The following is a 23,794-nucleotide window of genomic DNA, read 5'->3' as shown; positions in this document are numbered from 1 at the left end:
AGCCCAGGGCCGTCGGCGCATCAATCGCCAAACGCCATCCCCTGGAGTTGCGGTGCTGCACAGCCTAGGCCGAGCCTGCAGACATCCGGCAAGCCTCCAGGAGCGCTGCCGGCTGTGCTGTCGTCCCCGCAGGAGCCTCGGATATAGCAGGCCACGCGACCTGCCCCCCTGCTGAGCCCGTCCCCTGCTGCGGCGCCAGCGCCAAAAAAAACGCCGCGGCCCAATGGCCGCGGCGTCTTACCAGGCGCACAGAAAGTGCGCTTACAGCTTGCTGTCGAGCTCCGGAATCGCTTCGAACAGATCCGCCACCAAGCCGTAGTCGGCGACCTGGAAGATGGGGGCTTCCTCATCCTTGTTGATCGCCACAATGACCTTGGAATCTTTCATCCCCGCCAGGTGCTGAATGGCGCCACTGATGCCTACGGCAATGTACAGATCCGGCGCGACAATCTTGCCGGTCTGGCCGACCTGCATGTCGTTGGGGACAAAGCCCGCATCCACGGCCGCACGCGAGGCACCGATGGCAGCACCCAGCTTGTCGGCAACGCTATCGAGAATCTTGAAGTTCTCGCCGCTTCCCATACCGCGGCCGCCGGAGACGACCACTCGTGCGGCACCCAGCTCGGGACGGTCGCTCTTGGCCAGCTCCTCGCCGACAAAGCTCGACAGTGCGTTATCGACAGCGGCGTCCACTGCTTCCACGCTGGCACTGCCTTCCTGAGCCACGGCGTCGAAGGCGGTGGAACGAACGGTAATCACCTTCAGCGCGTCGCCGCTCTGGACGGTCGCGATCGCGTTGCCTGCGTAGATCGGGCGCTTGAAGGTATCGGCGCTTTCCACCGCGATGATCTCGGAGATCTGCGCAACGTCCTTCAATGCCGCCAAGCGTGGCAGCACGTTCTTGCCGGTGGTGGAGGCCGCCGCCAGAACGTGACTGTAATCATCCGCCAGGGAGACCAACAGGTCCGCCAGAGGCTCGGCCAGCTGATGGGCAAAGACCTCGCTGTCGGCTACCCGCACCCGCGCCACGCCGTCCAGCTTGGCCGCTGCCTCGGCAATACTGCCCAGATCCTGACCCGCCACCAGCACATCGATGTCGCCACCGATGGCCTGAGCAGCAGCAACCACGTGGGCGGTGGCGTCAGCCAGCTGACCGTCATGATGTTCTGCGAGAACCAGGATGCTCATGCAATCACCTTCGCTTCGTTCTTCAGTTTGTCGACCAGCTCGTCCACGGAGCCTACCTTGACGCCGCCCTGGCGCTCGGCCGGCGGCTCGACCTTGACCAGGGTAAGCCCGCTGGCCACCTCGACTCCGAGCTCTGCCGGGGTCAGCACGTCCAGGGGCTTCTTCTTCGCCTTCATGATGTCAGGCAACTTGGCGTAGCGCGGCTCGTTCAGGCGCAGGTCGGTCGTCACGACGGCCGGCAGCTTGAGCGCAACGGTCTGCAGTCCGCCGTCAATCTCGCGCACCACCTTCAGTGTCTCGCCGTCCACTTCCACCGCGGACGCGAAGGTACCCTGAGGCATGCCCGTCAGGGCCGCCAGCATCTGGCCGGTCTGGTTGTTGTCGGAATCGATGGCCTGCTTGCCGAGAATCACCAGCTGCGGCGCCTCCTTCTCGACCACCTTGGCCAGCGCCTTGGCGGCGCCCAGGGATTCCACTCGCTCGTCGCTCTCGACGTGAATGGCACGGTCAGCTCCTAACGCCAAGGCGGTGCGAAGCTGCTCCTGGGCCGCCTTGGGACCAACGGTCACCGCCACGACTTCGGTCGCTACGCCCTGCTCCTTGAGTCGGACGGCCTCTTCCACGGCGATTTCGCAGAAAGGATTCATGGCCATCTTGACGTTGGTCAGGTCCACATCACTGCCGTCCGGCTTGACGCGAATCTTGACGTTGTAATCAATGACGCGTTTGACCGCGACGAGTACTTTCATGTCGTCCTCACTTGGTTCACTGGGGAACCCTGAATAAAAGGAAGGAATCCTCAAGAAAACGCTGGCACGGTGTGTCGCCCCCGACGGAGCCGCCACGCTCGCCGACATACAGCACGGCCGAGCACCGGGCGCTGCCCTGACCCCGACGCCGCTGGGGCACTCCCCGCTACCGACGCTTCCTCTGCACACTTGAGCGCTACACTGGCAAGCCGACTATCTATCGACTCACCCTTCGACGTCTTGCATCAAGCCGCCGATTCAAGAACATTTCGCTATGCACTCATGGAGTTAGCGCATAACGCAACACCCTGGGCAGCATCCGCTACCTGCCTGACACAGCGCTGCCAGGTCCTCTCCCACCGTCGTCGTGGCCCACCAACAACCTCGCTCCAGCGCGCCAACGCCTTTCATCCCGGCGTCTGCGTGGACTCGGCCCCGAGGTCGCGGCGCTTCACGCAAGCGTTTGATAGGGCCTGCAGCGGCTCCTTCAATGTGCCACAGCCCGGCCGTGCGCAACAATCCCCAGCAAGGCGCCCTGCGCTGTGCCAACAGTCGACCATCGTAAGGATGACCTGACGACGCTATTATGCCTATCATGAGTTATACCGTGAAGCAAACGACCGTTTAAAATCTGTAAGACGTTGGTGGCAGCCGGCGTCTTCCTGAGGAGGAAAGCACCAGATGTCAGAACAAGTAGAACGCGACACCATGGAGTTTGATGTGGTCATCGTTGGCGCCGGCCCCTCTGGCCTCGCCGCCGCATGCCGCTTGATGCAGCAAGCCAATGAGGCAGAGCAGGAACTCACGGTGTGCGTTGTCGAGAAAGGCTCAGAGGTCGGCGCTCATATTCTTTCCGGTGCAGTGCTTGAGCCCCGCGCCCTGTTTGAACTGTTCCCCGACTGGGAGGAGCGCGGCGCTCCGCTGTCCACTCCGGCCACCCGCGATGAAGTCTACTTGCTCAAGGACGCCGAGAAGGCCCAGAAACTGCCCAACGCGCTGGTGCCGAAGTCCATGCACAACACCGGTGGCGACCTGACCCGCTATGTCATCAGCGCCGGCAATCTTTGCCGCTGGCTGGCGGAGCAAGCCGAATCACTGGGCGTGGAAATTTTCCCCGGCTTCGCCGCACAGGACGCCATCGTCGAGGATGGTGTGGTCCGCGGCATTCTTATTGGCGATATGGGGGTCGCCGCAGACGGCAGCGAAAAAGGCGGCTACATGCCCGGCATGGAACTGCGGGCCAAGTACACGCTGTTTGCAGAGGGCGCACGGGGCCACATTGGTAAACGCCTGATTCGCGAGTTCCAGCTTGATGCCGGCAAGGACCCCCAGCACTACGGCATTGGCCTGAAGGAGCTGTGGGATGTGCCCGCCGAGCAGCACCAACCCGGCCTCGTCCTGCATGGCTCTGGCTGGCCTCTCGACAAGGACAGTCATGGCGGCTGGTTCCTCTACCACGCCGAGAACCAGCAGGTCGTCGTCGGCCTGATCATGGACCTGGGATACCAGAACCCGTACCTCTCGCCCTTCGACGAATTCCAGCGAATGAAGCACCATCCCGTGCTGAGCCAGCATCTGCAGGGGGGCAAGCGAGTGGCCTACGGCGCCCGCGCGATTGCCAAGGGCGGGCTCAACTGCCTGCCCAAGATGACCTTCCCGGGTGGTCTGTTGATCGGTTGCGACGCCGGCACCCTGAACTTCGCCAAGATCAAGGGCATCCATACCGCCATGAAGTCCGGCCTGGTGGCGGCCGAAAGCGTCTTTGACGCCCTGGCACAGGCCTCTGAAGGTGGCGACGAGCTGAGCACTTTCGAGCACCGCTGGCAGGACAGCTGGGCCTACAAGGAGCTCGAGCAAAGCGCCAGCTTTGGCCCCGCCATTCACAAGTATGGCACCGTCGGCGGCGGCGCCTACAACTTCGTTGATCAGCTTCTTGGCGGCAAGCTTCCACGCGTGCATGACACCACGCCGGATCACGCTGCACTCAAGCCGGCGAGTCAGTTCGAGAAGATCGACTACCCCAAGCCGGATGGCAAGCTGTCCTTCGACAAATCGTCCTCGGTGTTCCTCTCCAACACCAATCACGAGGAAGACCAGCCCTGCCACCTGCGCCTGACCGACCCGGACATTCCGATTCACAAGAATCTCCCCGAGTACGCCGAGCCCGCACAGCGCTACTGCCCGGCCGGTGTCTACGAAGTGGTCGAAGGTGAAGACGGCAGCCCACGCTTCCAGATCAACTTCCAGAACTGCGTGCACTGCAAGACCTGTGACATCAAGGATCCTGCCCAGAACATTACCTGGGTCGCCCCAGAGGGCGGCGGCGGTCCCAACTACCCGAATATGTGACGCTCGGCTTAGGCGGCACTGCAAGACATCAGCGGACGGGCAAACCCCGTCCGCTTTTTTGTTTCGTGACAATACATTAACGTCATAACAAATCGGTCTATTGGAACGCTTGCCAAGCGCTTGGCGGCACCCAATAGTGTGCCCCCGCTCATCTGGGCCAGACGCCCGCAACGCTGAGCCAGAGCCACCTCTGTAGACGACTGGCTTGCTCGCCACTCGGGGGCTGAGCCCTAACTCGAACCTCTTCACCGGGAGATAGCATGGCCCATACCCGTCAAATACTGCTGGCCCTGATCCTCGGGATCCTGGCCGGCGGTGGTATCAATCTATTCATTCCTGAGCTCGCGGCGGCGCTGGATACCCAGCTGCTGACCCCCTTGGGCCAGATCTTCCTGCGCCTGCTGCAGTTCATCGTGGTGCCTCTGGTCTTCTGCGCTCTGGTACTGAGCTTCACCCAGGTGGATCGCAGCGAGAACGTTGGCCGCTACGCCGGCAAACTGCTGCTGCTTTACGTTGTCACCAGCGCCGTCGCTCTGGCCATCGGCATGGGGGTCGCCGCCTGGCTGACACCTGGCCTCGGCGTCGACGGCGCCGGCTCTGCCAGCATCGAGGCAAGGGACCCAACGCCCCTCGCCCAATGGCTTGTGGGCCTGGTACCGAAAAATCCCTTTGAAGCTCTGGCCCAGGCCAACCTGCTGCAGATCATCCTGGCAGCGGCCATGGTTGGCATTGCTGCGCGTCAGCTACCGGAGCAGAGCCGCCCCTTGATCGACGTGCTGCAGAGCGGCTACGACATCACCCTGAAGATCCTGTCGATGGTGCTGCGCCTGGCCCCGATCGGGGTGTTTGCCTTGATCGCCTCGGTGGTGGCGACCCAAGGCTTCGACCTGCTATTGAAACTGGGGCTTTACGTCGTCGGTCTGCTTGCGGCCATTGCGGCCATGGCGGTCTTCTATCTGGCGCTGCTGGCCGTTGCCGGAGCGCGCCCCTTGGCCTACCTGCGCCACTTCGGCGAGGCGCTGAGCTTCGCCCTGGGTACGGCAAGTTCCAATGCCACCCTACCCATCGCGCTCAACAACGCCAGAGATTACGGCGCACCCAGTCAGCTGAGCGCCTTTGCCCTACCCTTCGGCACGGCACTCAAGCGTGATGGTGCTGCGGTGCTGCAAGGCTTCAACGCGCTGTTCGTTGCCCAGCTGTTCGGAGTCGACATCACGCTTACGCTGGCGGCCACCATCTTTGCGACCGGCCTGCTGGTGTCATTCTCCACCGCCGGAGTGCCCGGTGCCGGCCTGGTCGCCATGAGCACCGTGCTGTCTGCCGCAGGCTTGCCGCTGGAAGGCGTTGCGGTCGTGGCCGGCGTGGACCGCTTTACCGATGGCTTCCGCACCGCCTTGAACGTGATGGGGAACACCGCCAATGCCATGCTGCTGGCGCGACTTGAACGGCGCCCTGGCGACGAGGTACCGGCCAGTTCAGCCCCCCGGTCGCCCTCCTCCTGACACCCTCCTACTGACGCCCTGGCCTGCCCCGTCAGCGCTCACCATCCCACGTCAGTCCGGCGATGGTGATGCTGACGGGCCTACCTCGGCGGGCAGCGCCGGATCGCTGCTCCACTCGCTCCAGGAACCGACATAGAGCCGGGGCAGCGGACGTCCGGCAAGCCGATAGGCCAGCAGGTTATGACAGGCGGTCACCCCAGAACCGCAATAGGCGACGATGCTATCGGCCTGGGGCAATTCGCGGTCGAGCGCCTCGGCCGGCTTGAAGCGTCCATGTTCGTCTAGATTCAGGCTGCAGGACCGACTGACGGCGCCGGGTATGTGGCCCGCGCGGGGGTCCAGCGGCTCCACTTCACCGCGAAACCGCTCTCCTGGCCTGGCATCCACCTTCAGCACATCGCTTGCCACCAGCTCCTTCAGGGAGACGATGCCGCTGGTGTCGAACTCAGGCTGCCAGCTCGACGGCTCCCGCGGAGCGGCCTCGCCAACCTCCCAGTCCCCGGCATTCTCTTCCCAGGCGCCCAGGCCGCCATCCAGCAGCCTGACATGGGGGTGACCCGCCCATATCGACAGCATCCACCAGGCCCGTGCAGCGGCCAGCTGACCGGAGGTGTCGTCCACCACTACCAGCGGCTGCTGTGGCGAAACCCCGAGCCGCTGCAGGGAGGCGGCAAAATCGCTTTGGGTGGGCAGCGGGTGCCGCCCGCCAGGACCGTCGCTCGGACCGGATAGATCACGGTCCAGGTCGAGATGCAGGCTACCCGGCACGTGGGCCTGTCGCCACAACGCCGCGCCAGCCTGGGGATCTCCAAGCCGAACCCGACAGTCCAGCACGAGCGGCGGTGTCTCGCTTTCCAGCTCCTGGCGCAGGGTCTCGGCATCGATCAATGGATGCACCATGGCGAACTCCGTTTCGACAAAGGAACCGGCAGCATAGGCGTTGCCGTCCACAACGCCAACGTCACAGGCTAGCGTCACCCTTGGAAGACGGCGCTCAGGCGGGATGGCCCAGCCGCTCGATGGGGGCACGGCGAGCGATCAGTCGGCGCTTGCCGGCGTGGTCAAAACGCACTTCGATGACCGGATTGGCAGGATCCCCTTCGACGACGGCGACCTCACCGTCACCAAACACCCCATGGCGAACACGCTCACCGACACGATACTCGCCGTCAGCGCGGGCCCGCTCCGCCGCGGAGAGCGTCAGGCTCTGACCGATTGCCGCCAGGTAGCGCTGGATCAGAGCCGGCGCCGCCACCTTGAGAGGCTCCGACGGTGCCGGCGGCGCTTCACTGCTGCCAGCATACAGAGCCTCGGCCACCGCGCTGGCGTCCTGGCAGGCGCTTTCCTGAATGAAACGACTCGGCCGGTGGTCGCCACCGTCATGCAACACGACCAGCCGCTCGATGGCGCGGGTAATGGCGACGTAGTACAGGCGACGCTCTTCCTCGAGTCGTTGAGGCGATAGCGGGTTGTCGCGACTGTAGTGCGGGAAGTCTTCTTCATTGACGGAGCCGACGATCACCAACGGCCATTCCAGTCCCTTGGCGCCATGCACGGTATTGATCAGCACGCCCTGTTCCTGGTTTTCCACCGGTCGTCGCAACAGCTCGATGAAGGTGGCGACGTCCTTGACCTCGCGCGCCTGCTCGATCAGCACGTCGAGCAGGCGCACGTCCTCCTCGCCCTTGTCACGTCGCGATGCGGCTCGCTTGAGCACCTTTTCGGCCTCGACTTCGGCAACAACGTGCTCCAGCAGCGCATCCGCACTCAGGCGCGACAGTCGAGGCAGCTCGCACAGCAGCGCCCAGCGACGCTTCAGCGTGCGCTTCTGATGAGGTTTGAGCCGCTCAAGCAGGGCGTCACCCGGCCCCGGCCAAGCCTGAGTCTCGGCCAGGCGCTGTACCAGCGAGGACAGCACCTCCCGGGGCACAAAGCAGGTCGGCTGGGCGAACATCGGCATCAACGCGGCAGGATCGCGCAGCTGCTCCGGCCACAGGGCAAGAGATAGATAACCGGCCAGGGCCTCGACCAACGGAAGCCGAAAGACGAACCGGTCCTCGCGGGCCAGGCGAAAGGGAATGCCTTCTCGCAACAGCGCCAGCTGCAAAGGCACCGACAGGGTCCAGCTGCGCACCAGCAGGCAGGCGTCGCTGAGACAGCGGCCCTGCTGCTGCCACGCCGCCAGTGTCTCCAGAAAGGCGCTCGCGCCTCGGGCCACCGACAGGCTGGTCTGGGGCGTGCTGGGCCCGGCGATACACAGCTGGTCCGCCCCCCGGCCATTGCCGGCAATGGCATGATTGGCGGCCAGGGCCAGGGCATGACCATGACGAAAGGTGGTGGACAGGGGGTAGTCGGTCGCCGCGCCAAATACCTGGGTAAAGTTATCGAGCATGGCGTCGGGATGCGCCCCTCGCCACTCATAGATGCACTGGTTGGCATCTCCCACGGCCATGACATCTGCCCGGGCACCGGCAAGCACTGCCAGTAACCGCTGCTGGGCAGCATTGATGTCCTGGTATTCATCGATAATGACGTGGTCGAGAAACCCCTGCACGCGACGCCGCAACCCCTCGTCTCCTTCCAGTGCCAGCAAGGGACGGAACAGCAGATCCGAGTAGGTCATGACGCCATTGTCGGCCATCAGGGTTTCGAGACAGTGAAAGGCACTGACAAAATGGCGGGTTCCATCGCCAAGCTCGAGTCGCTCATACAGTAACTGGGGCTCGATGACCTCGGCCTTGGCCAGCGCGCAGAAATGCGCCAGCTCCTCGATGCGATCTGGCTCCAGCGCCGCGTCGCGGTCTTCGTCGACGTCTTCCAGGGCCTGAAGGGTCGCTTGACGTAACAGCCGCTCCTGCTGCCAGTCGGCGGTCAGCAGTTCCCGTCGAGGCAAGGCGCCCCAGCGCACCAGACTGGACGTCAGTCGATGGCCAAGGGAATGGAAGGTACGCACCTCGGGCAACTCGATACCCGCCGGCGCCATCGCGGCCAAGCGCTGCTGGAAGTCTTCCCGCGCGGCTCGGTTGAACATCAGCACCATCATGCGCCGAGCCTGGACGCCACCGGCCAGCAGGTGCAACACCCTGGCGACCAGCGTGGTGGTCTTGCCGGCACCGGCGACCGCCGCCACCCTGGCATGACCGCGCTGATGTGACACCACGGCCTGCTGCTCCGGGGTTAGCGTCGACCACAGCGTGCCCGCTTGAGCGTCCGCGGAAGAAGAGGGAAACCTATCACCAACAGCAGACATCAGCGCGACTCGCCCTCCAGCCGCCCCAACGGCTGCCAGACACCCTCACTATGGATGCCCAGATCCGCCTCCTTCACCTCAGCAAGCTCCACCAGCCGATAGAACACGTTGCGTCCGAGACGCGCACTCAGTCCGAACGGCAGTCCCACCTCTGGCACCCACTCCCCCATGGGCGTGGTGGTCAGGGTCAGCCGCGCCGCTTTCCCCAGACTCACACGCTCGCCCACATTGGTCGTCAGCCACCAGCATGGGTCGACATAGTCGGCATCCACCACGACGAACGCGGTGTCCTCCACCCGTATTCGCCACTTCTCGACCGGAGTGACCAGATAGTACTGACCGTCTGACTCACGCCGTAGGATGCGTGCAAAGAGCCTGACCAGCTCAGGACGCTCGATATCACGGCCTTCGTGCACCCAACGACCATCACGTGTGATGACCAGATCCATCTCGCCGCTGAGCGCGGGAGCCCACTCGTCCAGCGGCGGACGCTCGCCAAATTCGGCAATGCCTTGGAGGATGTGATCCAGTCGCATGAACGTGTTCTCCCTAACGCCTACTCGATAAAAACAGGCGGCTACTCAATGAAGACAGTCGCCTACTCGATAAACACAGGCGGCTACTCATTGAAGACGGCCAGCTATTCGACGAAGCCAGCATCACGTAAGGCCTGCTTGATTTCCTCCGGCGCCTCGGGGGCTGCCGCAGGAAACAGACGATAGAAGTTGGCGGTGGTCTGCATGGCCACCTCCTCGACACTGATCCCCCGCTCGTCGGCGATACACTGGGCCACTTCGACCACCCAAGCCGGTTCATTGGGCTTGCCGCGGTGTGGCACCGGAGCCAGATAAGGACTGTCGGTCTCGATCAACAGACGATCGAGGGGAACCCGGCGGGCCACCTCTTTCACCTGCTTGGCGTTGCGGAAGGTGACGATCCCTGACAGCGAGATGTAGAACCCTAGCCGCACAGCTTCCCTGGCCATATCCAGGTCTTCAGTGAAGCAGTGCAGCACCCCACCTACCGAGGGGTCGCTGTGCTCACGCATCAGGGCCAGCGTTTCCTCCCGCGCCTCACGGGTATGAATCACGATCGGCAGAGATAGCTCGGTCGCCGCCTTGAGATGACGAATAAAGCGCTCTCGCTGCACATCGACCGGTACGCTGTCGTAATGGTAGTCGAGGCCGGACTCGCCGATCGCGACCGCTTGATGCGTTTTGGCGCAGGCAACGATATCGGCAACCGTGGGCTCGTGCTCGACCGAATGCAGCGGATGCACGCCTACCGACATGACGACGTCAGCATGCCGTGCCCGAATGGCGGCAAGATTCTGCGCTCCCTCAAGGGTCACACTGATCGCCAGGAACTGCTGCACACCACGCTGACGCGCCGCCTCCAGGGCGGCGTCGAGATCTCCTCCGTGGGTATCCTCGGAAAGGCGATCGAGATGGCAATGGGAATCTATGAACATCGGAATCTCTTGTCGGACACTGACAGCAGGCAGGGATCACCCGACCAGGTGAGCGCCGCCTGCTCGGCAAAGTGATATCAACGCACGTTGACGCCGTTCAGGAGCGCAACAGGGCAGCCCAGCGCACCAGCCAGGCTTCGAGCACCAGTTGGGGATTGGGGTTGCCCCCCTCGGCCAGCAGCCGACGCTGCTCACGGGCGTAATCGAGCAGGCGAAACCAGTCCCGGACCCGGGCATTCTTGACGGCCTGCCGATACAGCGGCGCCAGATCCGGGTTGCGCAGCTCCGCGGCTTCTCCGGAAAGGCCGAGACGAATCAAGTCCTCGAGCCAGGCGATACCGTACCACAGGATGGCATCGATGGCCTGGCGGTCCAGGCGTGCCGCCTCGGCCACCGGCTCGGCGCCTCGCACCAGGGCATCAAAGGTTTCATGCAGCTGCTGGCGCAGGCTGCGTGACCCTGGCTCGGCCAGCTCACGGGCGGCCAGCGGCAAGCCTCCGGCCGCGCGAAACCAGAAACGCGCTTCCTCGTCGGAGCCAAGCTCACGGGACAACCATGGCAGGCATTCGTCCAACGCGGGGGGCTTCAAGCTCCACTGCTGGCAGCGAGAACGAATGGTCGGCAACAAATGGGACGGCATATCGGACACCAGCACGAACAGGGTGTCCTCACCCGGCTCCTCGAGGCTTTTCAGCAATGCGTTCGAGGCGGCCACGTTCATCGCCTCTGCAGGACGAATCTCGATCACCCGACGCCCGCCTTGCTGGGCCGTCTGCGAGACGAAGGCATTGACCTGACGAATCGGGTCGATGCGGATCATTCGCTTGCCCTCGTCAGGCGTCACGCGCAGCAGGTCAGGATGGTAGCCTGCCGCCAGCATATGACAGCCGTGACAGTGGCCGCAGGCCGTCTCGCCAGGTGCAGCACAAAGAGCACGGGCGATAAGCGCTTCTGCCAGGGTCTGTTTGCCAAGCCCACGAGGTCCCGACAGCAGCACGGCGTGGGGCAGCCTTGCGCTGTCCATCAGCCTCACCAACTCCTGCCAGCGCGGCATCAGCCACGGCATCGGCTCGGCCATGGCATGCCTTACGTCCATTGCTGCACTCGCTCGTCCAGCACCAGGCGGATACGCTGCTGGACCGTGTCCAGACTGCCGTCGGCGTCAATGGTCGCCACCCGCCGTGAATCCTGCTCAGCCCGCGCGAGATAGGCCAGGCGCACCCGCTCAAAAAAGTCGCGCTGCTCCTGTTCAAAGCGATCGCGCGACGTCTTGGTGCGATCCAGCCGCGCCGCAAGGCGCTGCTCGGCGACCTCTAACGGCATATCGAGCAGCAGCGTCAGGTCGGGAGTCAGCTCCGCCTGCACCAGCCGCTCAAGCAGCGCAATACGTTCAAAGGACAGCCCTCGACCTCCACCTTGATAGGCAAAGGTGGCATCGGTAAAGCGATCGCAGACCACCCAGGCACCCCGCGCCAGCGCCGGACGTATCCGCTGAGCGAGATGCTGCGCCCTGGCGGCGAATACCAGCAGCAGCTCGGCATCGCTGTCCAGGGGTTCCTCGGCGGCCGCCAGCAGCAGCTCACGTATGGCTTCGGCCCGCGGCGTGCCGCCAGGCTCTCGGGTCTGCACCACCTCGATACCGCGCGCCTCGAGCTCGGCAACCACGAAGGAGACGTTGGTGGACTTGCCGACCCCCTCTCCTCCTTCCAGGGTGATGAAACGACCGCGCGGCAACCCGGCCTTTTCTTGCTTGTCGTGAGTCATGAAGCACCGTAGTGGAAACAGGGGATCAACCCATGGCGCTATCGTCAGCGGCCACGAATGTAACGGTTGACGGCGTTGTTGTGTTCGCGAAGGGTCCGCGAGAAATGATGCGTGCCATCCCCTTTCGCCACGAAATACAGGGTCTCGCCCTCGGCCGGATGCACCGCTGCCTCAATGGCGGCACGCCCTGGAAGCGCAATGGGCGTCGGCGGCAGGCCATCGATGACATAGGTGTTGTAAGGGGTGGCTTCACGCAGATCGGCACGGGTGATGTTGCCCTCATAGCGCTCTCCCATGCCGTAGATGACCGTGGGGTCCGTCTGCAGCCGCATACCGCGCTCCATCCGTCGCTTGAACACGCCAGCGATCTCGCGACGTTCCTCGGGAGCACCGGTCTCGCGCTCGATCAACGATGCCATGATCAACGCCTCATACGGCGTCGCCAGCGGCAGGTCGTCGTCGCGCTCGGCCCAGGCGCCGGCTAGCAGGTCATCCATCTGTTTCATGGCCTGACGCAGGATTTCCAGGTCCGACACTCCCTTGTGATAGGTGTAGGTGTCTGGAAAGAAGCGCCCTTCAGGGTGATCACCCTCTCGCCCAAGCTCTGCCATGAGGTCATCGCTGGACATGTCGGTCGTCAGGTGGGCCAGCTTTTCGGCACCGTCGAGAGCGTCGCGCATCTGCTGAAAGGTCCAGCCTTCCGGAATCGTCACGCTATAGGTCACGACATCGGCACTGGCCAGTTTATCCAGCACCTGCATGCCGCTCATGCCCGGCTCCAGCAGATATTCGCCGACCTTGAGCGACGGCACGCGATCGGGCTCGATCCGAGTCAGCAACTTGAAGGCCCAGGCATCGGCCAGCACGCCCTGCTGTTCAAGCTCACTCACCACGCGGTTGAATCCGTCGCCGGGAGAGACCTCGTACAGCATGGGCTGGTCCAGCGTAATCTCGGCCCCAAGGCGCTGCTGCCAGTACTGATAACCACCAAACATCGCGGCGGCACCCAGCACCACAAGAATCAACAGAGCTTTCAGCGCTGTGCGCATGATCATTCCTTATCAGGTTGCGCCGATTCGACGCAGGTCAACATCCGTTGGCACCGCATGAGGGGGAAGCGGAGGGACAGCCAGCGGCATCTCAGTAACCCAACAGGGCGTGCGCCTGCTGCTGAAACTGGCAGCTACCGGACGGCGTGACCGTCCACCGCGATAGTTGCCGCCCTTGGCTGTCACTCAGCTGCTTGACCGGCCAGACACCCTGGACGCTGTTGCCCACCCACAGCGACGCTCCCGCCTGTAGTTGATCGACGTCCAGCGGCGCCTCGCTGACCGCTCCGGCCGCGATCAAGGCCTGGCGCAGCGTGCCCGCCACGCCGCAACGATCGAGTGGCGGCGTCACCACAGGAGCCTCTTCAGACGCTCGCGAGAACACGTTCATGGCGGTCGCTTCCACTACCGCGCCATGCTCATCCAGCATCAGACCCTCGGCGATCTCGGTGTCGTGCCATTCATTGCGTGCCAGGACATTCTCCAGACGCGCCAAGTGCTTGATGCCCGCCAGCGCCGGCTGTGCGGCCAGCCGCAGCCGGCAGAGGCGCACCTGCACGCCCTCGTGCCAACGCCGGGCGTCCGGCGTGAATGAAGACCAGGTCGACACTAGGCGCGGACTCACCGACGGGGGAGGCGCATAGCCTCGGCCACCGCTACCGCGGGTATACACCAGCTTGAGCACCCCCAACCCCGGGCCGCAACATGCCAGGCTGTCGATCAGCTCGGCCGACCGCGGAGGCGGCAGACTCAGCGCTCGACACCCTCGCAGCAACCGATCCACGTGCTCGGCCCACAGAAGCGGCCGGCCATCACGCACCAGAATCGTCTCGAACAGGCCGTCACCATAAGCAAGCCCCCGATCGCTCAGGGGCAGCACGGGCTCTTCCATTACACCTTCTTGAACACCAGGGTGCCGTTGGTGCCGCCGAACCCAAAGGAGTTGGACAGCGTGACATCTACCTTGGCATCGCGGGCGGTGTGCGGAACGTAATCCAGCACGCAGCCTTCCTGGGGGTTGTCCAGGTTGATGGTCGGCGGCAGCGCCTGATCACGGATCGCCAGGATACTGAAGACGGCCTCAACGGCACCGGCGGCCCCCAGCAGATGACCGATCATCGACTTGGTGGAACTGACGGCCACCTGATTGGCCGCCGCACCCATGACCTTCTCGACCGCGCGACTCTCGGCAAGGTCACCGGCAGGCGTCGAGGTACCGTGAGCGTTCACGTAGTTGATCTCGGAGGCATCGATACCGGCATCCTTGATGGCGTTGGCCATGGAGGCCGCTGCACCACGACCATCTTCCGGTGGCAACGTCATATGGTAGGCGTCATCACTCATGCCGAAACCGATCAGCTCCGCGTAGATGGTGGCGCCACGGGCCTTGGCATGCTCGTACTCTTCCAGGACCACCACGCCAGCGCCGTCGGAGAGCACAAAGCCATCGCGATCCTTGTCCCATGGGCGGCTAGCCGACTGGGGATCGTCGTTGCGCGTCGACAGCGCACGAGCGGCCGAGAAACCACCAAGACCCAGCGGCGTGGTCGCCATCTCGGCGCCACCACAGACCATCACATCGGCGTCGCCGTAGGCAATCGTGCGGGCACTGTAGCCGATGTTGTGAGTGCCGGTGGTGCAGGCCGTGGTGATGGCAATATTGGGACCGCGGAAGCCGTGCTGAATCGCCAGGTTGCCGGAGATCATGTTGATGATGGACCCCGGCACGAAGAACGGCGAGATACGCCGGGCGCCACTCTTGTTCAGCGCGTTGTGATTGTGCTCGATCATCGGCAAGCCGCCAATGCCCGAGCCGATGGCTACACCGATGCGGTCGGCATTTTCGTCGGTGCACTCGATGCCCGCATCCTCAATCGCCTGAGCGCCTGCCGCAATCCCGTACTGGATGAACAGGTCCATCTTCCTGGCATCCTTGGGATTGAGGTAGGGGCTGATGTCGAAGTTCTTCACCGAGCCGCCAAAGCGGGTATTGAAGCCGCTGACATCGAAGTGCTCGATGGGCGCGATACCGCTCTTGCCGGACAAAATGCTGTCCCAGCTTTCCTTGACGGTGTTGCCCACCGGCGTGACCAGACCAAGGCCGGTCACCACTACCCTTCTGCGAGCCATCAGCTTTCCTCCAGACTTCCTTGAAATTGCGGCCCTGCCCTCAGGGGACCGTCGGTTGCGCGCATTATACCCGAGACAGATGCCACTGTGCTCCCCCCGGCAACCTGGTTCGAAGCTACCTGGCCGACCACGCAAAAGCCGCCCTGGAATAACCAGAGCGGCTCATGGGGGAGTAGACTCCCCGGCCTTTCAGCAAGCGGACATGTCCGCCACCGCAAGACCGACTCGACGTATCGAGACGGGCTTACTGGTTGGCGTTGACGTAGTCGATCGCTTCCTGAACGGTGGTAATTTTCTCGGCTTCTTCGTCAGGAATTTCGGTGTCGAATTCCTCTTCCAGCGCCATCACCAGCTCAACGGTGTCCAGGGAATCAGCGCCCAGGTCCTCGGTGAAGGAAGATGAGTTCTGAATATCTTCTTCCTTGACGTTCAGGCGCTCTGCTACAACTTTCTTCACGCGCTCTTCGATGGTGCTCATTTAGACATACTCCAGTCGTTCACGTTAGCCGTTCTGATGACCAGCTGGTTAATTCCGCAACTAAACTGCGGGGTAGTTTATAGACCCCTTGGGGTCGACGCAACACACGCAGAGCGTGCATTTAACGCATGTTCATGCCGCCATTGACGTGCAGGGTTTCACCAGTGATATAGCCTGCGCCCTCACTGGTCAAGAAGCCTACCGCAGCAGCGATCTCTTCGGGTTTGCCCAGACGAGCCAATGGCACCTGCCCCTTGAGCTTGTCCTGCTGCTCGTCAGACAGTGCATCGGTCATGTCAGTGGCAATGAAGCCCGGCGCCACGGCGTTGACCGTGATATCCCGAGATGCCACCTCACGCGCCAGGGCGCGAGTAAACCCTTCCATGCCAGCCTTCGCGGCAGCATAGTTGCTTTGACCGGCGTTGCCCATGGTGGCCACCACGGAGCTGATCGACACGATACGTCCCCAGCGAGCCTTGCTCATGCCGCGCAGGCAGGCCTTGCTGAGACGATAGACGGACTTCAGGTTGGCATCCAGCACGCCATCCCACTCATCCTCTTTCATGCGCATCAGCAGGTTGTCACGGGTGATGCCAGCATTGTTGATCAGGATCGTCGGCGCACCGAATTCGTCATTGATGGACTTCATCAGAGCTTCGATGCTGGCCATGTCGGTCACGTCCAGGCGGCGACCCGCCCCCTGAATGCCCTGCTCCTTGAGGTCCGCGTCGATGCGGTCTGCACCAGCATCAGACGTGGCGGTGCCAATCACAATGCGACCCTGCCGACCCAGCTCGTGGGCAATGGCTCGGCCAATCCCGCGACTGGCTCCGGTGATCAGGGCGACTCTAGGCTCGGTTGTCATGGTCACTTCCATTGCTTGGTCATTGCTGCCCGGCTTCTTGCCGGGCCAAAAGGCGACGCGTCAGGGCGTCAGCCACCGTCAAACCGCGGGCACCTCACGCGCCAGCTCAAGCGCCGCAGCAAGGCTGTCGGGGTCATTCACCGCCAGCCCGCGCGTACCGCGAGAAATGCGTTTGTTCAGCCCTGTCAGCACCTTGCCAGGCCCGCACTCGATAAAGACGTCAGCGCCATCCGCCACCATCTTCTCGACACAGGAGACCCAGCGCACCGGCTGATACAGCTGCTCGACCAGCCGTGTGCGCAGCGTCGCCACGTCCGCGTGAGCCTGCGCGTCCACGTTCTGGATCACGGTATAGCGGGGCGCCTTCAACTCGACCTCGGCCAAGGCCTGCTCGAGCTTCTCGGCCGCAGGGCGCATCAAGGCACAGTGAGACGGCACGGATACCGGCAGCGGCATAGCGCGCTTTGCCCCAGCCTCCTGACACGCCGCAATGGCACGCTCTACGGCCGCCTTGCTGCCCGCAATCACCACCTGACCGGGTGCATTGTAGTTGACCGCCGAGACCACGTCGCCTTCAGCGGCGGACGCACAGGCCTGCTCTACCGCAGCGTCGTCCAGCCCAAGTATGGCCGCCATGGCGCCCTGCCCCGCAGGCACCGCCTGCTGCATGGCCTCGCCACGCAGACGCACGAGACGAATACCTTCTGCAAACGGCAGCGCTCCCGCGCACACCATGGCGCTGTACTCGCCGAGACTGTGGCCAGCCATGGCACCGGGGCGAGGCCCTTCAAGCTCCTGCCAGACACGCCAGATGGCCACGCTGGATGCCAGCAGCGCTGGCTGCGTGCATGCCGTTGCATTCAGCGACTCTTCCGGCCCCTCCTGGACCACCTGCCAAAGGTCATAGCCCAGTGCCTCGGAGGCTTCCTCGAAGGTGGTTCTCACCACGCTGTAGCGTTCGGCGAGATCGCGCAGCATGCCGATCTGTTGCGACCCCTGCCCAGGGAAGATGAGGGCAAGCGGTTGTGTCATCTTGATCACCTATGCTCTTGTTGGCTGCCGCCCGGCACCACGCCCACCCTCAGCGGGTGCGCGTCCGTGCCAAACGACGATGGTCGAGCTCGGCGTGCAGCCGGCTCGGCAAGTCACGGCGCACCTCCTGGGACGCGCGTCTCAGGGCGTAGTGAAAGCCCTGGGCGTCACAGCTGCCATGACTCTTGATCACGATCCCGGCCAGCCCAAGCAGACTGGCGCCATTGTAGCGAACGGGATCCAGTTCGCTCTTCAATCGTTTAAGGGCTGGGCGCGCCAGCAGTCCCACCAGGCGACTACCCCAGTGCGCCTCGAAGGTGGCTTGAACGCGCCTTACCAGCATCTTGGCCAGCCCTTCGCTGGCCTTGAGCAGCACATTGCCGACAAAGCCATCGCAGACCACGACGTCTGCCTCGCCGGCAAACACGCCATCGCCCTCGATAAACCCCAGATAGTTGAGCCCAGGCAGCTGTCGCAGCATGGCATCAGCGTCCTGGACCACGGCAGAACCCTTCGTGGATTCAACGCCGACATTCAACAGCGCGATCCTCGGGGCGACCAGGCCATCAACGTGGCGGGCCATAATATCGCCCATCAGGGCAAAGTCCACCAATCGCTCTGCCGAAACATCGACATTGGCGCCCAGGTCAAGCAAATAACAGCGCCCATCATCCCGCGTCGGGATGGCGGTGCTGATGGCAGGCCTCGGGACACCGGGCACCATTCCCAGCGCTCGGCGCGACAGCGCCATCAGAGCGCCGGTGTTGCCCGGACTCACCCCAACCGCTGCATCACCTGCAGCAACACTCTCCAGCATACGCGCCATGCTCGAACGGCCACCGCTTCGCAGCGCCTGGGAGGCGCGCATATCGGCGGCGATGACGTCTGGGGCATCACAGAGGTGCAAATGCGACGCCGCCGCGACCAGAGGCCGCGGCAGGCGTGAGATCTCATCTTCCAACAGGGCCCTGGGGCCAAACAGCTGGATATCGATCTGGGGGTCTTCGATGACAGCGCTGGCCGCGCCTGCCACGGTGGCGCGAGGACCTTTATCCCCACCCATGGCATCAACGGCGATCCGCATTACGGCGACCAGCGAGTATCAGCCGTTGTCGACTTATACGTCGACAACCTTGCGACCACGGTAGAAGCCGTCCGGAGACACGTGATGACGCAGGTGAGTAGTACCAGTTTCCTTGTCCTGGGACAGGGTCGGCGCGCTCAGGGCGTCGTGGCTACGACGCATGCCGCGCTTGGAACGAGTCTTACGGTTCTGTTGAACTGCCATGGGAAATCACTCCACAAAATATCGATCAGGTATCGGTGTTGCCCTTGAGGCGCTTGAGCACGTCAAAGGGGCTGCCAGAGGGCGCTTCCGAAACTTCGGCCTCTGCCCCGCTGCTCAGCTGGTCGCGCGAGACAGGACACTCTGACTCGTCGTGGTAGACCACCTGGGGCAGACTGAGGATCAGTTCATCCTCGATCACACCCAGGAGATCCAGCTGTTCATTTTCCACCAGCACCGGCTCATGGGTGCTAGGCAGGTCCGCGGCCAGGTCGTCACTGCTGACGAGCCCGAGCAGGAAGTCGCTTGCGACATGTTGAGCCATGGGCTCGAGGCAGCGGCGACAGGGCAGCTGCAATTCGGCCTCCAGGCGCCCCCGGATCACCCGACGCCCTTGGGCGTCGATGGCGAATTCCAGCCACGCGCTGGCATCGCCCTGCTGAGCGCCGACTTCGTCGGTCAAGCGACTCATTTCGGCCAGTGCCACCAGGCCTTCAAGGTGTTCGGCTTGGGCTGCGAGCTTATAGGGCTCGACCCGGCCGGGCAATCGTGAGGTCAACATAGGCGCGCAATGATAGGCACTCGTCTGCCCCCTGTCAAAGCCCAGTACTCAATAGGTTACCATGTTTCATCTTTCATCCGCGGCACGCCCGGCATTAACGCCGCCGCGCCTCGGCCTTACCCCACACTGTCGACAAGGAAAACGGCATGACACCTCTGGTCCTGGCTTCCAGTTCACCCTGGCGCCGCGAACTGCTCGAGCGCCTGGGCTTGCCCTTCTCCTGGGCCAGCCCCGATATTGACGAGAGCCCGCGCCCACAGGAAGCTCCCACGACCCTGGTCCAGCGACTATCCTCCGCCAAGGCCATGGCCCTGGCGGACATCTATTCGTCGCACCTGATCATCGGTTCCGACCAGGTCGCCGTGTTTGGCGACAAGATCCTGGGCAAACCCCATACGGCAGAGCGTGCGCGCGCTCAGCTGACTCAGTTCTCCGGCGAGCGCGTGCGCTTCGTCACCGGCCTCGCCCTGCTCGACACCGCCCGCCAACGACACTGGGTAGGACACCAGCACTTCGACGTTGTCTTCAGGCAGCTCAGCGCCGCCGAGATTGACGCCTACGTCGAGCGCGAGCAACCCCTGCAATGCGCCGGCAGCTTCCGCATGGAGGGCCTCGGCATCACCCTGTTCGAACGACTCGAGGGAGACGACCCCAATAGCCTGATTGGGCTACCTCTGATCCTGCTTTGCCGATGGCTGCGAGAGGCAGGCGCGGATCCGTTGCTGGCGACGCCCTGACCCGCCCCCTTAAGGCAAAGGCAGCGAATCGTGCTCTGCGGTCGGCGTTACACGCCAGGCAACGGCTCACGGCAACTCATAGCGCTCGCGGTTCAAGGCAGCTGACAGCACAGTGGCTCAAGGTAATTGATAGCGCAGCGGCGACGCTGCCTGGGGCAACCCCATCCAATGCGCCAGCGACACGCCAAAGCGGCGAGCCAGACGGTCCAGCGGGTCCTGGGAGGGGGTATAGTCCTCGATGACCGGCTCATCCAGCCAGTGACGGGCCTCATCATCGAGAGTGCCGAGGCGGTCCACCAAGCCCAGCTCCAGGGCCTGTTCCCCGGTCCAGATCAACCCGCTGAAGACCTTCGGGTCTTCGGCAAGGCGTTCGCCACGACCGGCCTTGACCGCGTCAATAAACTGCTGATGGGTCGTATCAAGCACGTTCTGCCAGAACACCTGCTGATCAGGGCGCATTTCGGAGAAGGGGTCGAGAAATGCCTTGTTATCACCCGCGGTAAACACTCTACGCTCGACACCGAGGTCGTCGATCACTTGATCAAGCCCGAAGCCGGCATAGATCACACCGATGGATCCCACCAGGCTAGACGGGGCCGCCACGATTTCATCCGCAGCCGCCGCCATATAATAGGCACCGCTTGCGCCGAGGTCCTCGATCACGGCAATGATCGGCTTGTCCCCCTGTTCGCGCAGCGCCGTAATCGCCCGGCACACCCGCTGTGACTGTACAGGACTGCCGCCCGGACTATTGATGTGAAGCACGATGGCGCGAGCATCCGGCGCCTCCCACGCGGCCTCGAGACCCTCGATCAGGCGTTCAGCGTTCGCCGGTGACTCGCTGTCGATGACGCCCTCGACACTGACCAGCGCCAGGTGCTCCCCCTGCACGGCATCCTCGTCGGGTGTCATCGTCAACGCATACCACACCGATGCAATTACGCCCGCCACCAGCAGTAGCCAGGCAAAGCGAAAGAACAGCTTCCACCGCCGCCCACGCCGCTGCTCGACCAGCACGCCCTGTATCCAGCGATCCATGCTCTCGATCTGCGCCAGCCTCTGACGCTCTCGCAGGACCTCAGCATTGTCATCCCCCCCGCGCTCTGGCGCAGCAGGCTGCACTGACGCTTCCCCCTCGGTCCAGGGATCATCCTTGGGCGTGTTTGCCATATCTCACTCCTCGACACTCTGGATAGCCAGACAGCGGCACAAGCTGTCCACTCGTCATCACCGCCACCTGGCGCTCTATTGCACCCACGACGTCAGCTAGCCGTCCGATGATCCATCCCACTATCCGCGCAAGTGCTCAAGCACCTGAGCAAAGTCATCAGCGATCAGCACCGGCTGCGTGCGCTCAAGCCTTGCCACGTCATGCACACCGTAGCTGACCGCCATACGCGGCATGCCGATGGCCCGCGCCATTTCCATGTCATATTCGGTGTCGCCGATCATGATCGCTCGCTCGGGCGGCACGCCGCACTCGGCGAGCAACTCCTCCAGCATCTGCGGATGCGGCTTCGAGCGAGTTTCATCGGCGGTCCGACTTCCCACAAAGAAACGCCCGGTGTCGCTCTGCCGGAAGATGCGATCCAACCCCTTGCGGCTCTTGCCGGTGGCCACGGCCAAGGCGCCTTGCCGAGAGAGCTCAGCAAGCCCTGCCTCTACCCCCGGATAGAAGGTGACCGGCGTCGAATCTCCCTCGACGAAGTGCCAGGAGTATCGCGCTTTCAGTCTTTCTGCGTGGTCGGGAGAGATGCCGGGGCATAGCGTCGCGATCGCCTCTGGCAGCCCCAGACCGATAATGTTGCGCACCTCGGCAGCACCCAACTCGCCCCACTCGACCTCTCGGGCCGCCACCTGCATACAGGAAACGATGCGGGCGATGGAGTCCATCAGGGTGCCATCCCAATCAAATATGGTCAGATCGTAGCGCAAGACATGGCTCCTCGGCGGGCACCGCAGGGGAGCCCTCACTGCATGGGTCGTGTCCTGCCACCGCTCAGCGGGGTTCGCCCGCCAGTCGAGTGACCACCAGGGCCTGACCTTCCAGGGTGAGATGCACAGGACAACGGTCGGCGATGGCCAGCAGCGCATCACGCTCATCCTGGGTCAAGGCACCAGCGAGGTGGAGAACACGTTCGAAGCGGTCGATTTTGCCACCCCTCGCCTCGCATTCGCTACAGTCCACGGCATGAATCTTGTCGTGACTGACATCCACCGTCACATCATCAAGGGCCAGCTTCTTGCGCCGGGCATAGCTACGCACCGTCATCGACGTGCAGGCGCCCAGGGCGGCCGCGAGCAGCTGATACGGCGTAAAGCCCAGATTGGTTCCGCCATAGGATACCGGCTCGTCCGCGAGCAGATGATGCGCCCCCGCCAGCACATCCTGGCGAAACCCGCCAGAATCCGCCTCGGACACCCGGGTCACCCCTTCGGGCACCCCCGGCAGCGGCTTTGGCGCTGCCAACCCCAGATAGCGGGACGCCCAACTGGCCACCACTTCGGCGGCGTACTCGGCGTCGGCGGCCCGGGTCAGCAGGTGGTCAGCATCATCCAGGGAAATAAAGCTGCGGGGATGGCGAGCGGCGCCGAATATCGCAGCGGCATTCTCGATCTCGACGGTCTCATCCCCCGGCGCATGCAACACCAGCAAGGGGCGCCCTAGCGCCTCGATACGCTGACGCTGGCGCTGCTCACGCAGGTCGTCGACAAAGGTCTTGCGGATGGTGAAGGGGCGACCCGCCAACTCCAGCTTGACTTCGCCTTGTCGCTCAATGAGTTCCAGACTTGCGCCAAAGTTATGCAGCACATGGGCCGGATCGAACGGAGCACCGATGGTCGCCACCGCCTTCACCACCGGCAGCTGCCCCGCCGCCGCCAGCACCGCGGCTCCGCCCAGGGAGTGCCCGACCAGCAGTCCTGGCGCCAAGCCCATTCCCTCCAGATAAGCAGCGGCCGCCAACAGGTCGTCGACATTCGATGAAAAGTGGGTGTTGGCGAATTCACCCTCGGAGTGTCCCAGGCCAGTAAAGTCAAAGCGCAGCACCGCTACGCCGCGCAATACCAGTCCGGCGGCGATACGCTTGGCGGCAAGAATATCCTTGGTGCAGGTAAAACAGTGCGCAAAGATCGCCACGGCCTGGGGCTCGCTGCCCTCGGGGCGATCCAGGCGCGCCGCCAGCTGCTGTCCATCCTGACCGGCAAAGGTCACCTTCTCGCTCAACACACGCATCACCATCTCTCCTCTGGGACTGTCCTGAGTCGTCGCCGCAAGGCGCCGACTCCTTACCCGAAGAGTTGGTCATGGCAGCAGCCACCGCCACAAAAAGGTGTGCAGGCGAGATACCCCTGAAGGACATGCCAGCAGGCCGCCTGAGACC

The 23,794-nt window shown here is 63.5% G+C and carries 23 protein-coding genes; 3 read left to right on the top strand and 20 right to left on the bottom strand.

Annotation, left to right across the window (positions count from 1 at the left end):
* Window positions 1-261: 261 nt before the first annotated feature.
* Together KUV72_RS09985 and KUV72_RS09980 are read right to left on the bottom strand one after the other, a co-directional pair.
* On the bottom strand, window positions 262-1,188 hold the full coding sequence (locus tag KUV72_RS09985) for an electron transfer flavoprotein subunit alpha/FixB family protein (RefSeq protein WP_206937461.1): 927 nt from the start codon (window positions 1,186-1,188) through the stop codon (window positions 262-264).
* Complete coding sequence (locus KUV72_RS09980; protein ID WP_222163042.1) at window positions 1,185-1,937, bottom strand: electron transfer flavoprotein subunit beta/FixA family protein; 753 nt, start codon at window positions 1,935-1,937, stop codon at window positions 1,185-1,187. Before KUV72_RS09980 ends, KUV72_RS09985 begins: the two co-directional genes overlap by 4 nt.
* Before the next feature lie 681 nt (window positions 1,938-2,618).
* On the opposite strand from KUV72_RS09980, the gene KUV72_RS09975 reads away from it, so the two are divergent.
* Both KUV72_RS09975 and KUV72_RS09970 read left to right on the top strand, forming a co-directional pair.
* Entirely contained in the window at window positions 2,619-4,286 is a 1,668-nt protein-coding gene (locus tag KUV72_RS09975) for an electron transfer flavoprotein-ubiquinone oxidoreductase (protein ID WP_222238180.1), read from the top strand.
* A gap of 260 nt (window positions 4,287-4,546) precedes the next feature.
* A complete protein-coding gene (locus KUV72_RS09970; RefSeq protein WP_222238179.1) occupies window positions 4,547-5,788 on the top strand; it encodes a dicarboxylate/amino acid:cation symporter in 1,242 nt (413 codons plus the stop codon).
* A gap of 51 nt (window positions 5,789-5,839) precedes the next feature.
* On the opposite strand, the gene KUV72_RS09965 is transcribed toward KUV72_RS09970, so the two are convergent.
* The 15 genes from KUV72_RS09965 to KUV72_RS09895 all read right to left on the bottom strand — a co-directional run bounded on the left by KUV72_RS09965 (window position 5,840) and on the right by KUV72_RS09895 (window position 19,674).
* Complete coding sequence (locus tag KUV72_RS09965; RefSeq protein WP_222238177.1) at window positions 5,840-6,688, bottom strand: sulfurtransferase; 849 nt, start codon at window positions 6,686-6,688, stop codon at window positions 5,840-5,842.
* A gap of 94 nt (window positions 6,689-6,782) precedes the next feature.
* Window positions 6,783-9,038 (bottom strand): ATP-dependent helicase, encoded by a 2,256-nt coding sequence (locus tag KUV72_RS09960; protein ID WP_222238175.1) that lies wholly within the window; start codon window positions 9,036-9,038, stop codon window positions 6,783-6,785.
* On the bottom strand, window positions 9,038-9,574 hold the full coding sequence (locus tag KUV72_RS09955; protein WP_222238173.1) for a DUF1285 domain-containing protein: 537 nt from the start codon (window positions 9,572-9,574) through the stop codon (window positions 9,038-9,040). Before KUV72_RS09955 ends, KUV72_RS09960 begins: the two co-directional genes overlap by 1 nt.
* A 104-nt stretch (window positions 9,575-9,678) precedes the next feature.
* The gene (locus KUV72_RS09950; RefSeq protein ID WP_222238171.1) at window positions 9,679-10,509 is read right to left on the bottom strand and encodes a TatD family hydrolase; all 831 of its coding nucleotides are present in this window, start codon (window positions 10,507-10,509) and stop codon (window positions 9,679-9,681) included.
* A 97-nt stretch (window positions 10,510-10,606) separates the two neighbouring features.
* Complete coding sequence (locus KUV72_RS09945) at window positions 10,607-11,605, bottom strand: DNA polymerase III subunit delta' (RefSeq protein WP_261317433.1); 999 nt, start codon at window positions 11,603-11,605, stop codon at window positions 10,607-10,609.
* Window positions 11,596-12,273: a dTMP kinase gene (gene tmk, locus KUV72_RS09940; protein ID WP_222238169.1), complete on the bottom strand. Its 678-nt coding sequence runs from the start codon at window positions 12,271-12,273 to the stop codon at window positions 11,596-11,598. The genes KUV72_RS09945 and tmk overlap by 10 nt, the downstream gene beginning before the upstream one ends.
* A gap of 44 nt (window positions 12,274-12,317) precedes the next feature.
* Complete coding sequence (gene mltG / locus KUV72_RS09935; RefSeq protein WP_222163036.1) at window positions 12,318-13,322, bottom strand: endolytic transglycosylase MltG; 1,005 nt, start codon at window positions 13,320-13,322, stop codon at window positions 12,318-12,320.
* A 91-nt stretch (window positions 13,323-13,413) separates the two neighbouring features.
* On the bottom strand, window positions 13,414-14,214 hold the full coding sequence (gene pabC, locus KUV72_RS09930) for an aminodeoxychorismate lyase (RefSeq protein ID WP_222238168.1): 801 nt from the start codon (window positions 14,212-14,214) through the stop codon (window positions 13,414-13,416).
* Window positions 14,214-15,452 (bottom strand): beta-ketoacyl-ACP synthase II, encoded by a 1,239-nt coding sequence (fabF, locus tag KUV72_RS09925; protein ID WP_222238167.1) that lies wholly within the window; start codon window positions 15,450-15,452, stop codon window positions 14,214-14,216. The genes pabC and fabF overlap by 1 nt, the downstream gene beginning before the upstream one ends.
* A 244-nt stretch (window positions 15,453-15,696) precedes the next feature.
* Complete coding sequence (gene acpP, locus KUV72_RS09920; protein WP_021820799.1) at window positions 15,697-15,930, bottom strand: acyl carrier protein; 234 nt, start codon at window positions 15,928-15,930, stop codon at window positions 15,697-15,699.
* A 121-nt stretch (window positions 15,931-16,051) separates the two neighbouring features.
* A complete protein-coding gene (gene fabG, locus KUV72_RS09915; RefSeq protein WP_206937425.1) occupies window positions 16,052-16,795 on the bottom strand; it encodes a 3-oxoacyl-ACP reductase FabG in 744 nt (247 codons plus the stop codon).
* 78 nt (window positions 16,796-16,873) lie between these two features.
* On the bottom strand, window positions 16,874-17,827 hold the full coding sequence (gene fabD / locus KUV72_RS09910; protein ID WP_222238166.1) for an ACP S-malonyltransferase: 954 nt from the start codon (window positions 17,825-17,827) through the stop codon (window positions 16,874-16,876).
* A gap of 49 nt (window positions 17,828-17,876) precedes the next feature.
* Window positions 17,877-18,911: a phosphate acyltransferase PlsX gene (plsX, locus tag KUV72_RS09905; protein WP_222163032.1), complete on the bottom strand. Its 1,035-nt coding sequence runs from the start codon at window positions 18,909-18,911 to the stop codon at window positions 17,877-17,879.
* 33 nt (window positions 18,912-18,944) lie between these two features.
* Window positions 18,945-19,115 carry a 50S ribosomal protein L32 gene (gene rpmF, locus KUV72_RS09900; RefSeq protein WP_010627954.1) on the bottom strand — a complete coding sequence of 57 codons (171 nt, stop codon included), beginning with the start codon at window positions 19,113-19,115 and terminating at the stop codon, window positions 18,945-18,947.
* Between the two features lie 25 nt (window positions 19,116-19,140).
* Entirely contained in the window at window positions 19,141-19,674 is a 534-nt protein-coding gene (locus KUV72_RS09895) for a YceD family protein (RefSeq protein ID WP_206937387.1), read from the bottom strand.
* 146 nt (window positions 19,675-19,820) lie between these two features.
* Here KUV72_RS09895 and KUV72_RS09890 point away from each other — a divergent pair, with 146 nt between their 5' ends.
* Window positions 19,821-20,411, top strand: coding sequence for a Maf family protein (locus tag KUV72_RS09890; protein WP_222238165.1), 591 nt, complete (start codon window positions 19,821-19,823; stop codon window positions 20,409-20,411).
* A gap of 117 nt (window positions 20,412-20,528) precedes the next feature.
* Here the strand turns inward: KUV72_RS09890 and sppA are convergent, their stop codons facing one another.
* The 3 genes from sppA to KUV72_RS09875 all read right to left on the bottom strand — a co-directional run bounded on the left by sppA (window position 20,529) and on the right by KUV72_RS09875 (window position 23,646).
* Window positions 20,529-21,581 carry a signal peptide peptidase SppA gene (sppA, locus tag KUV72_RS09885; protein WP_222238164.1) on the bottom strand — a complete coding sequence of 351 codons (1,053 nt, stop codon included), beginning with the start codon at window positions 21,579-21,581 and terminating at the stop codon, window positions 20,529-20,531.
* 120 nt (window positions 21,582-21,701) lie between these two features.
* Window positions 21,702-22,346: an HAD-IA family hydrolase gene (locus KUV72_RS09880; protein ID WP_222238162.1), complete on the bottom strand. Its 645-nt coding sequence runs from the start codon at window positions 22,344-22,346 to the stop codon at window positions 21,702-21,704.
* 64 nt (window positions 22,347-22,410) lie between these two features.
* Window positions 22,411-23,646, bottom strand: coding sequence for a bifunctional alpha/beta hydrolase/OsmC family protein (locus KUV72_RS09875; RefSeq protein WP_222238160.1), 1,236 nt, complete (start codon window positions 23,644-23,646; stop codon window positions 22,411-22,413).
* Between the last annotated feature and the right edge of the window lie 148 nt (window positions 23,647-23,794).

Origin of the sequence: Halomonas sp. DP4Y7-1, from assembly GCF_019800705.1 — a bacterium.
GTDB classification, from domain to species: Bacteria; Pseudomonadota; Gammaproteobacteria; order Pseudomonadales; family Halomonadaceae; genus Halomonas; species Halomonas litopenaei_A.
Note: the sequence above shows the minus strand (reverse complement) of the source record. Positions and strands in the feature narration are given on the sequence as shown.

Coding starts and splice junctions, on each gene's coding strand:
- KUV72_RS09875 (WP_222238160.1), bottom strand. CDS start 23,646: ATGCGTGTGTTGAGCGAGAAGGTGACCTTTGCCGGTCAGGATGGACAG.
- KUV72_RS09890 (WP_222238165.1), top strand. CDS start 19,821: ATGACACCTCTGGTCCTGGCTTCCAGTTCACCCTGGCGCCGCGAACTG.
- fabF (WP_222238167.1), bottom strand. CDS start 15,452: ATGGCTCGCAGAAGGGTAGTGGTGACCGGCCTTGGTCTGGTCACGCCG.
- KUV72_RS09960 (WP_222238175.1), bottom strand. CDS start 9,038: ATGTCTGCTGTTGGTGATAGGTTTCCCTCTTCTTCCGCGGACGCTCAA.
- KUV72_RS09955 (WP_222238173.1), bottom strand. CDS start 9,574: ATGCGACTGGATCACATCCTCCAAGGCATTGCCGAATTTGGCGAGCGT.
- KUV72_RS09945 (WP_261317433.1), bottom strand. CDS start 11,605: ATGGACGTAAGGCATGCCATGGCCGAGCCGATGCCGTGGCTGATGCCG.
- KUV72_RS09980 (WP_222163042.1), bottom strand. CDS start 1,937: ATGAAAGTACTCGTCGCGGTCAAACGCGTCATTGATTACAACGTCAAG.
- mltG (WP_222163036.1), bottom strand. CDS start 13,322: ATGCGCACAGCGCTGAAAGCTCTGTTGATTCTTGTGGTGCTGGGTGCC.
- plsX (WP_222163032.1), bottom strand. CDS start 18,911: ATGCGGATCGCCGTTGATGCCATGGGTGGGGATAAAGGTCCTCGCGCC.
- KUV72_RS09895 (WP_206937387.1), bottom strand. CDS start 19,674: ATGTTGACCTCACGATTGCCCGGCCGGGTCGAGCCCTATAAGCTCGCA.
- sppA (WP_222238164.1), bottom strand. CDS start 21,581: ATGGCAAACACGCCCAAGGATGATCCCTGGACCGAGGGGGAAGCGTCA.
- fabG (WP_206937425.1), bottom strand. CDS start 16,795: ATGACAACCGAGCCTAGAGTCGCCCTGATCACCGGAGCCAGTCGCGGG.
- KUV72_RS09970 (WP_222238179.1), top strand. CDS start 4,547: ATGGCCCATACCCGTCAAATACTGCTGGCCCTGATCCTCGGGATCCTG.
- pabC (WP_222238168.1), bottom strand. CDS start 14,214: ATGGAAGAGCCCGTGCTGCCCCTGAGCGATCGGGGGCTTGCTTATGGT.
- rpmF (WP_010627954.1), bottom strand. CDS start 19,115: ATGGCAGTTCAACAGAACCGTAAGACTCGTTCCAAGCGCGGCATGCGT.
- KUV72_RS09975 (WP_222238180.1), top strand. CDS start 2,619: ATGTCAGAACAAGTAGAACGCGACACCATGGAGTTTGATGTGGTCATC.
- fabD (WP_222238166.1), bottom strand. CDS start 17,827: ATGACACAACCGCTTGCCCTCATCTTCCCTGGGCAGGGGTCGCAACAG.
- KUV72_RS09950 (WP_222238171.1), bottom strand. CDS start 10,509: ATGTTCATAGATTCCCATTGCCATCTCGATCGCCTTTCCGAGGATACC.
- KUV72_RS09965 (WP_222238177.1), bottom strand. CDS start 6,688: ATGGTGCATCCATTGATCGATGCCGAGACCCTGCGCCAGGAGCTGGAA.
- tmk (WP_222238169.1), bottom strand. CDS start 12,273: ATGACTCACGACAAGCAAGAAAAGGCCGGGTTGCCGCGCGGTCGTTTC.
- KUV72_RS09985 (WP_206937461.1), bottom strand. CDS start 1,188: ATGAGCATCCTGGTTCTCGCAGAACATCATGACGGTCAGCTGGCTGAC.
- acpP (WP_021820799.1), bottom strand. CDS start 15,930: ATGAGCACCATCGAAGAGCGCGTGAAGAAAGTTGTAGCAGAGCGCCTG.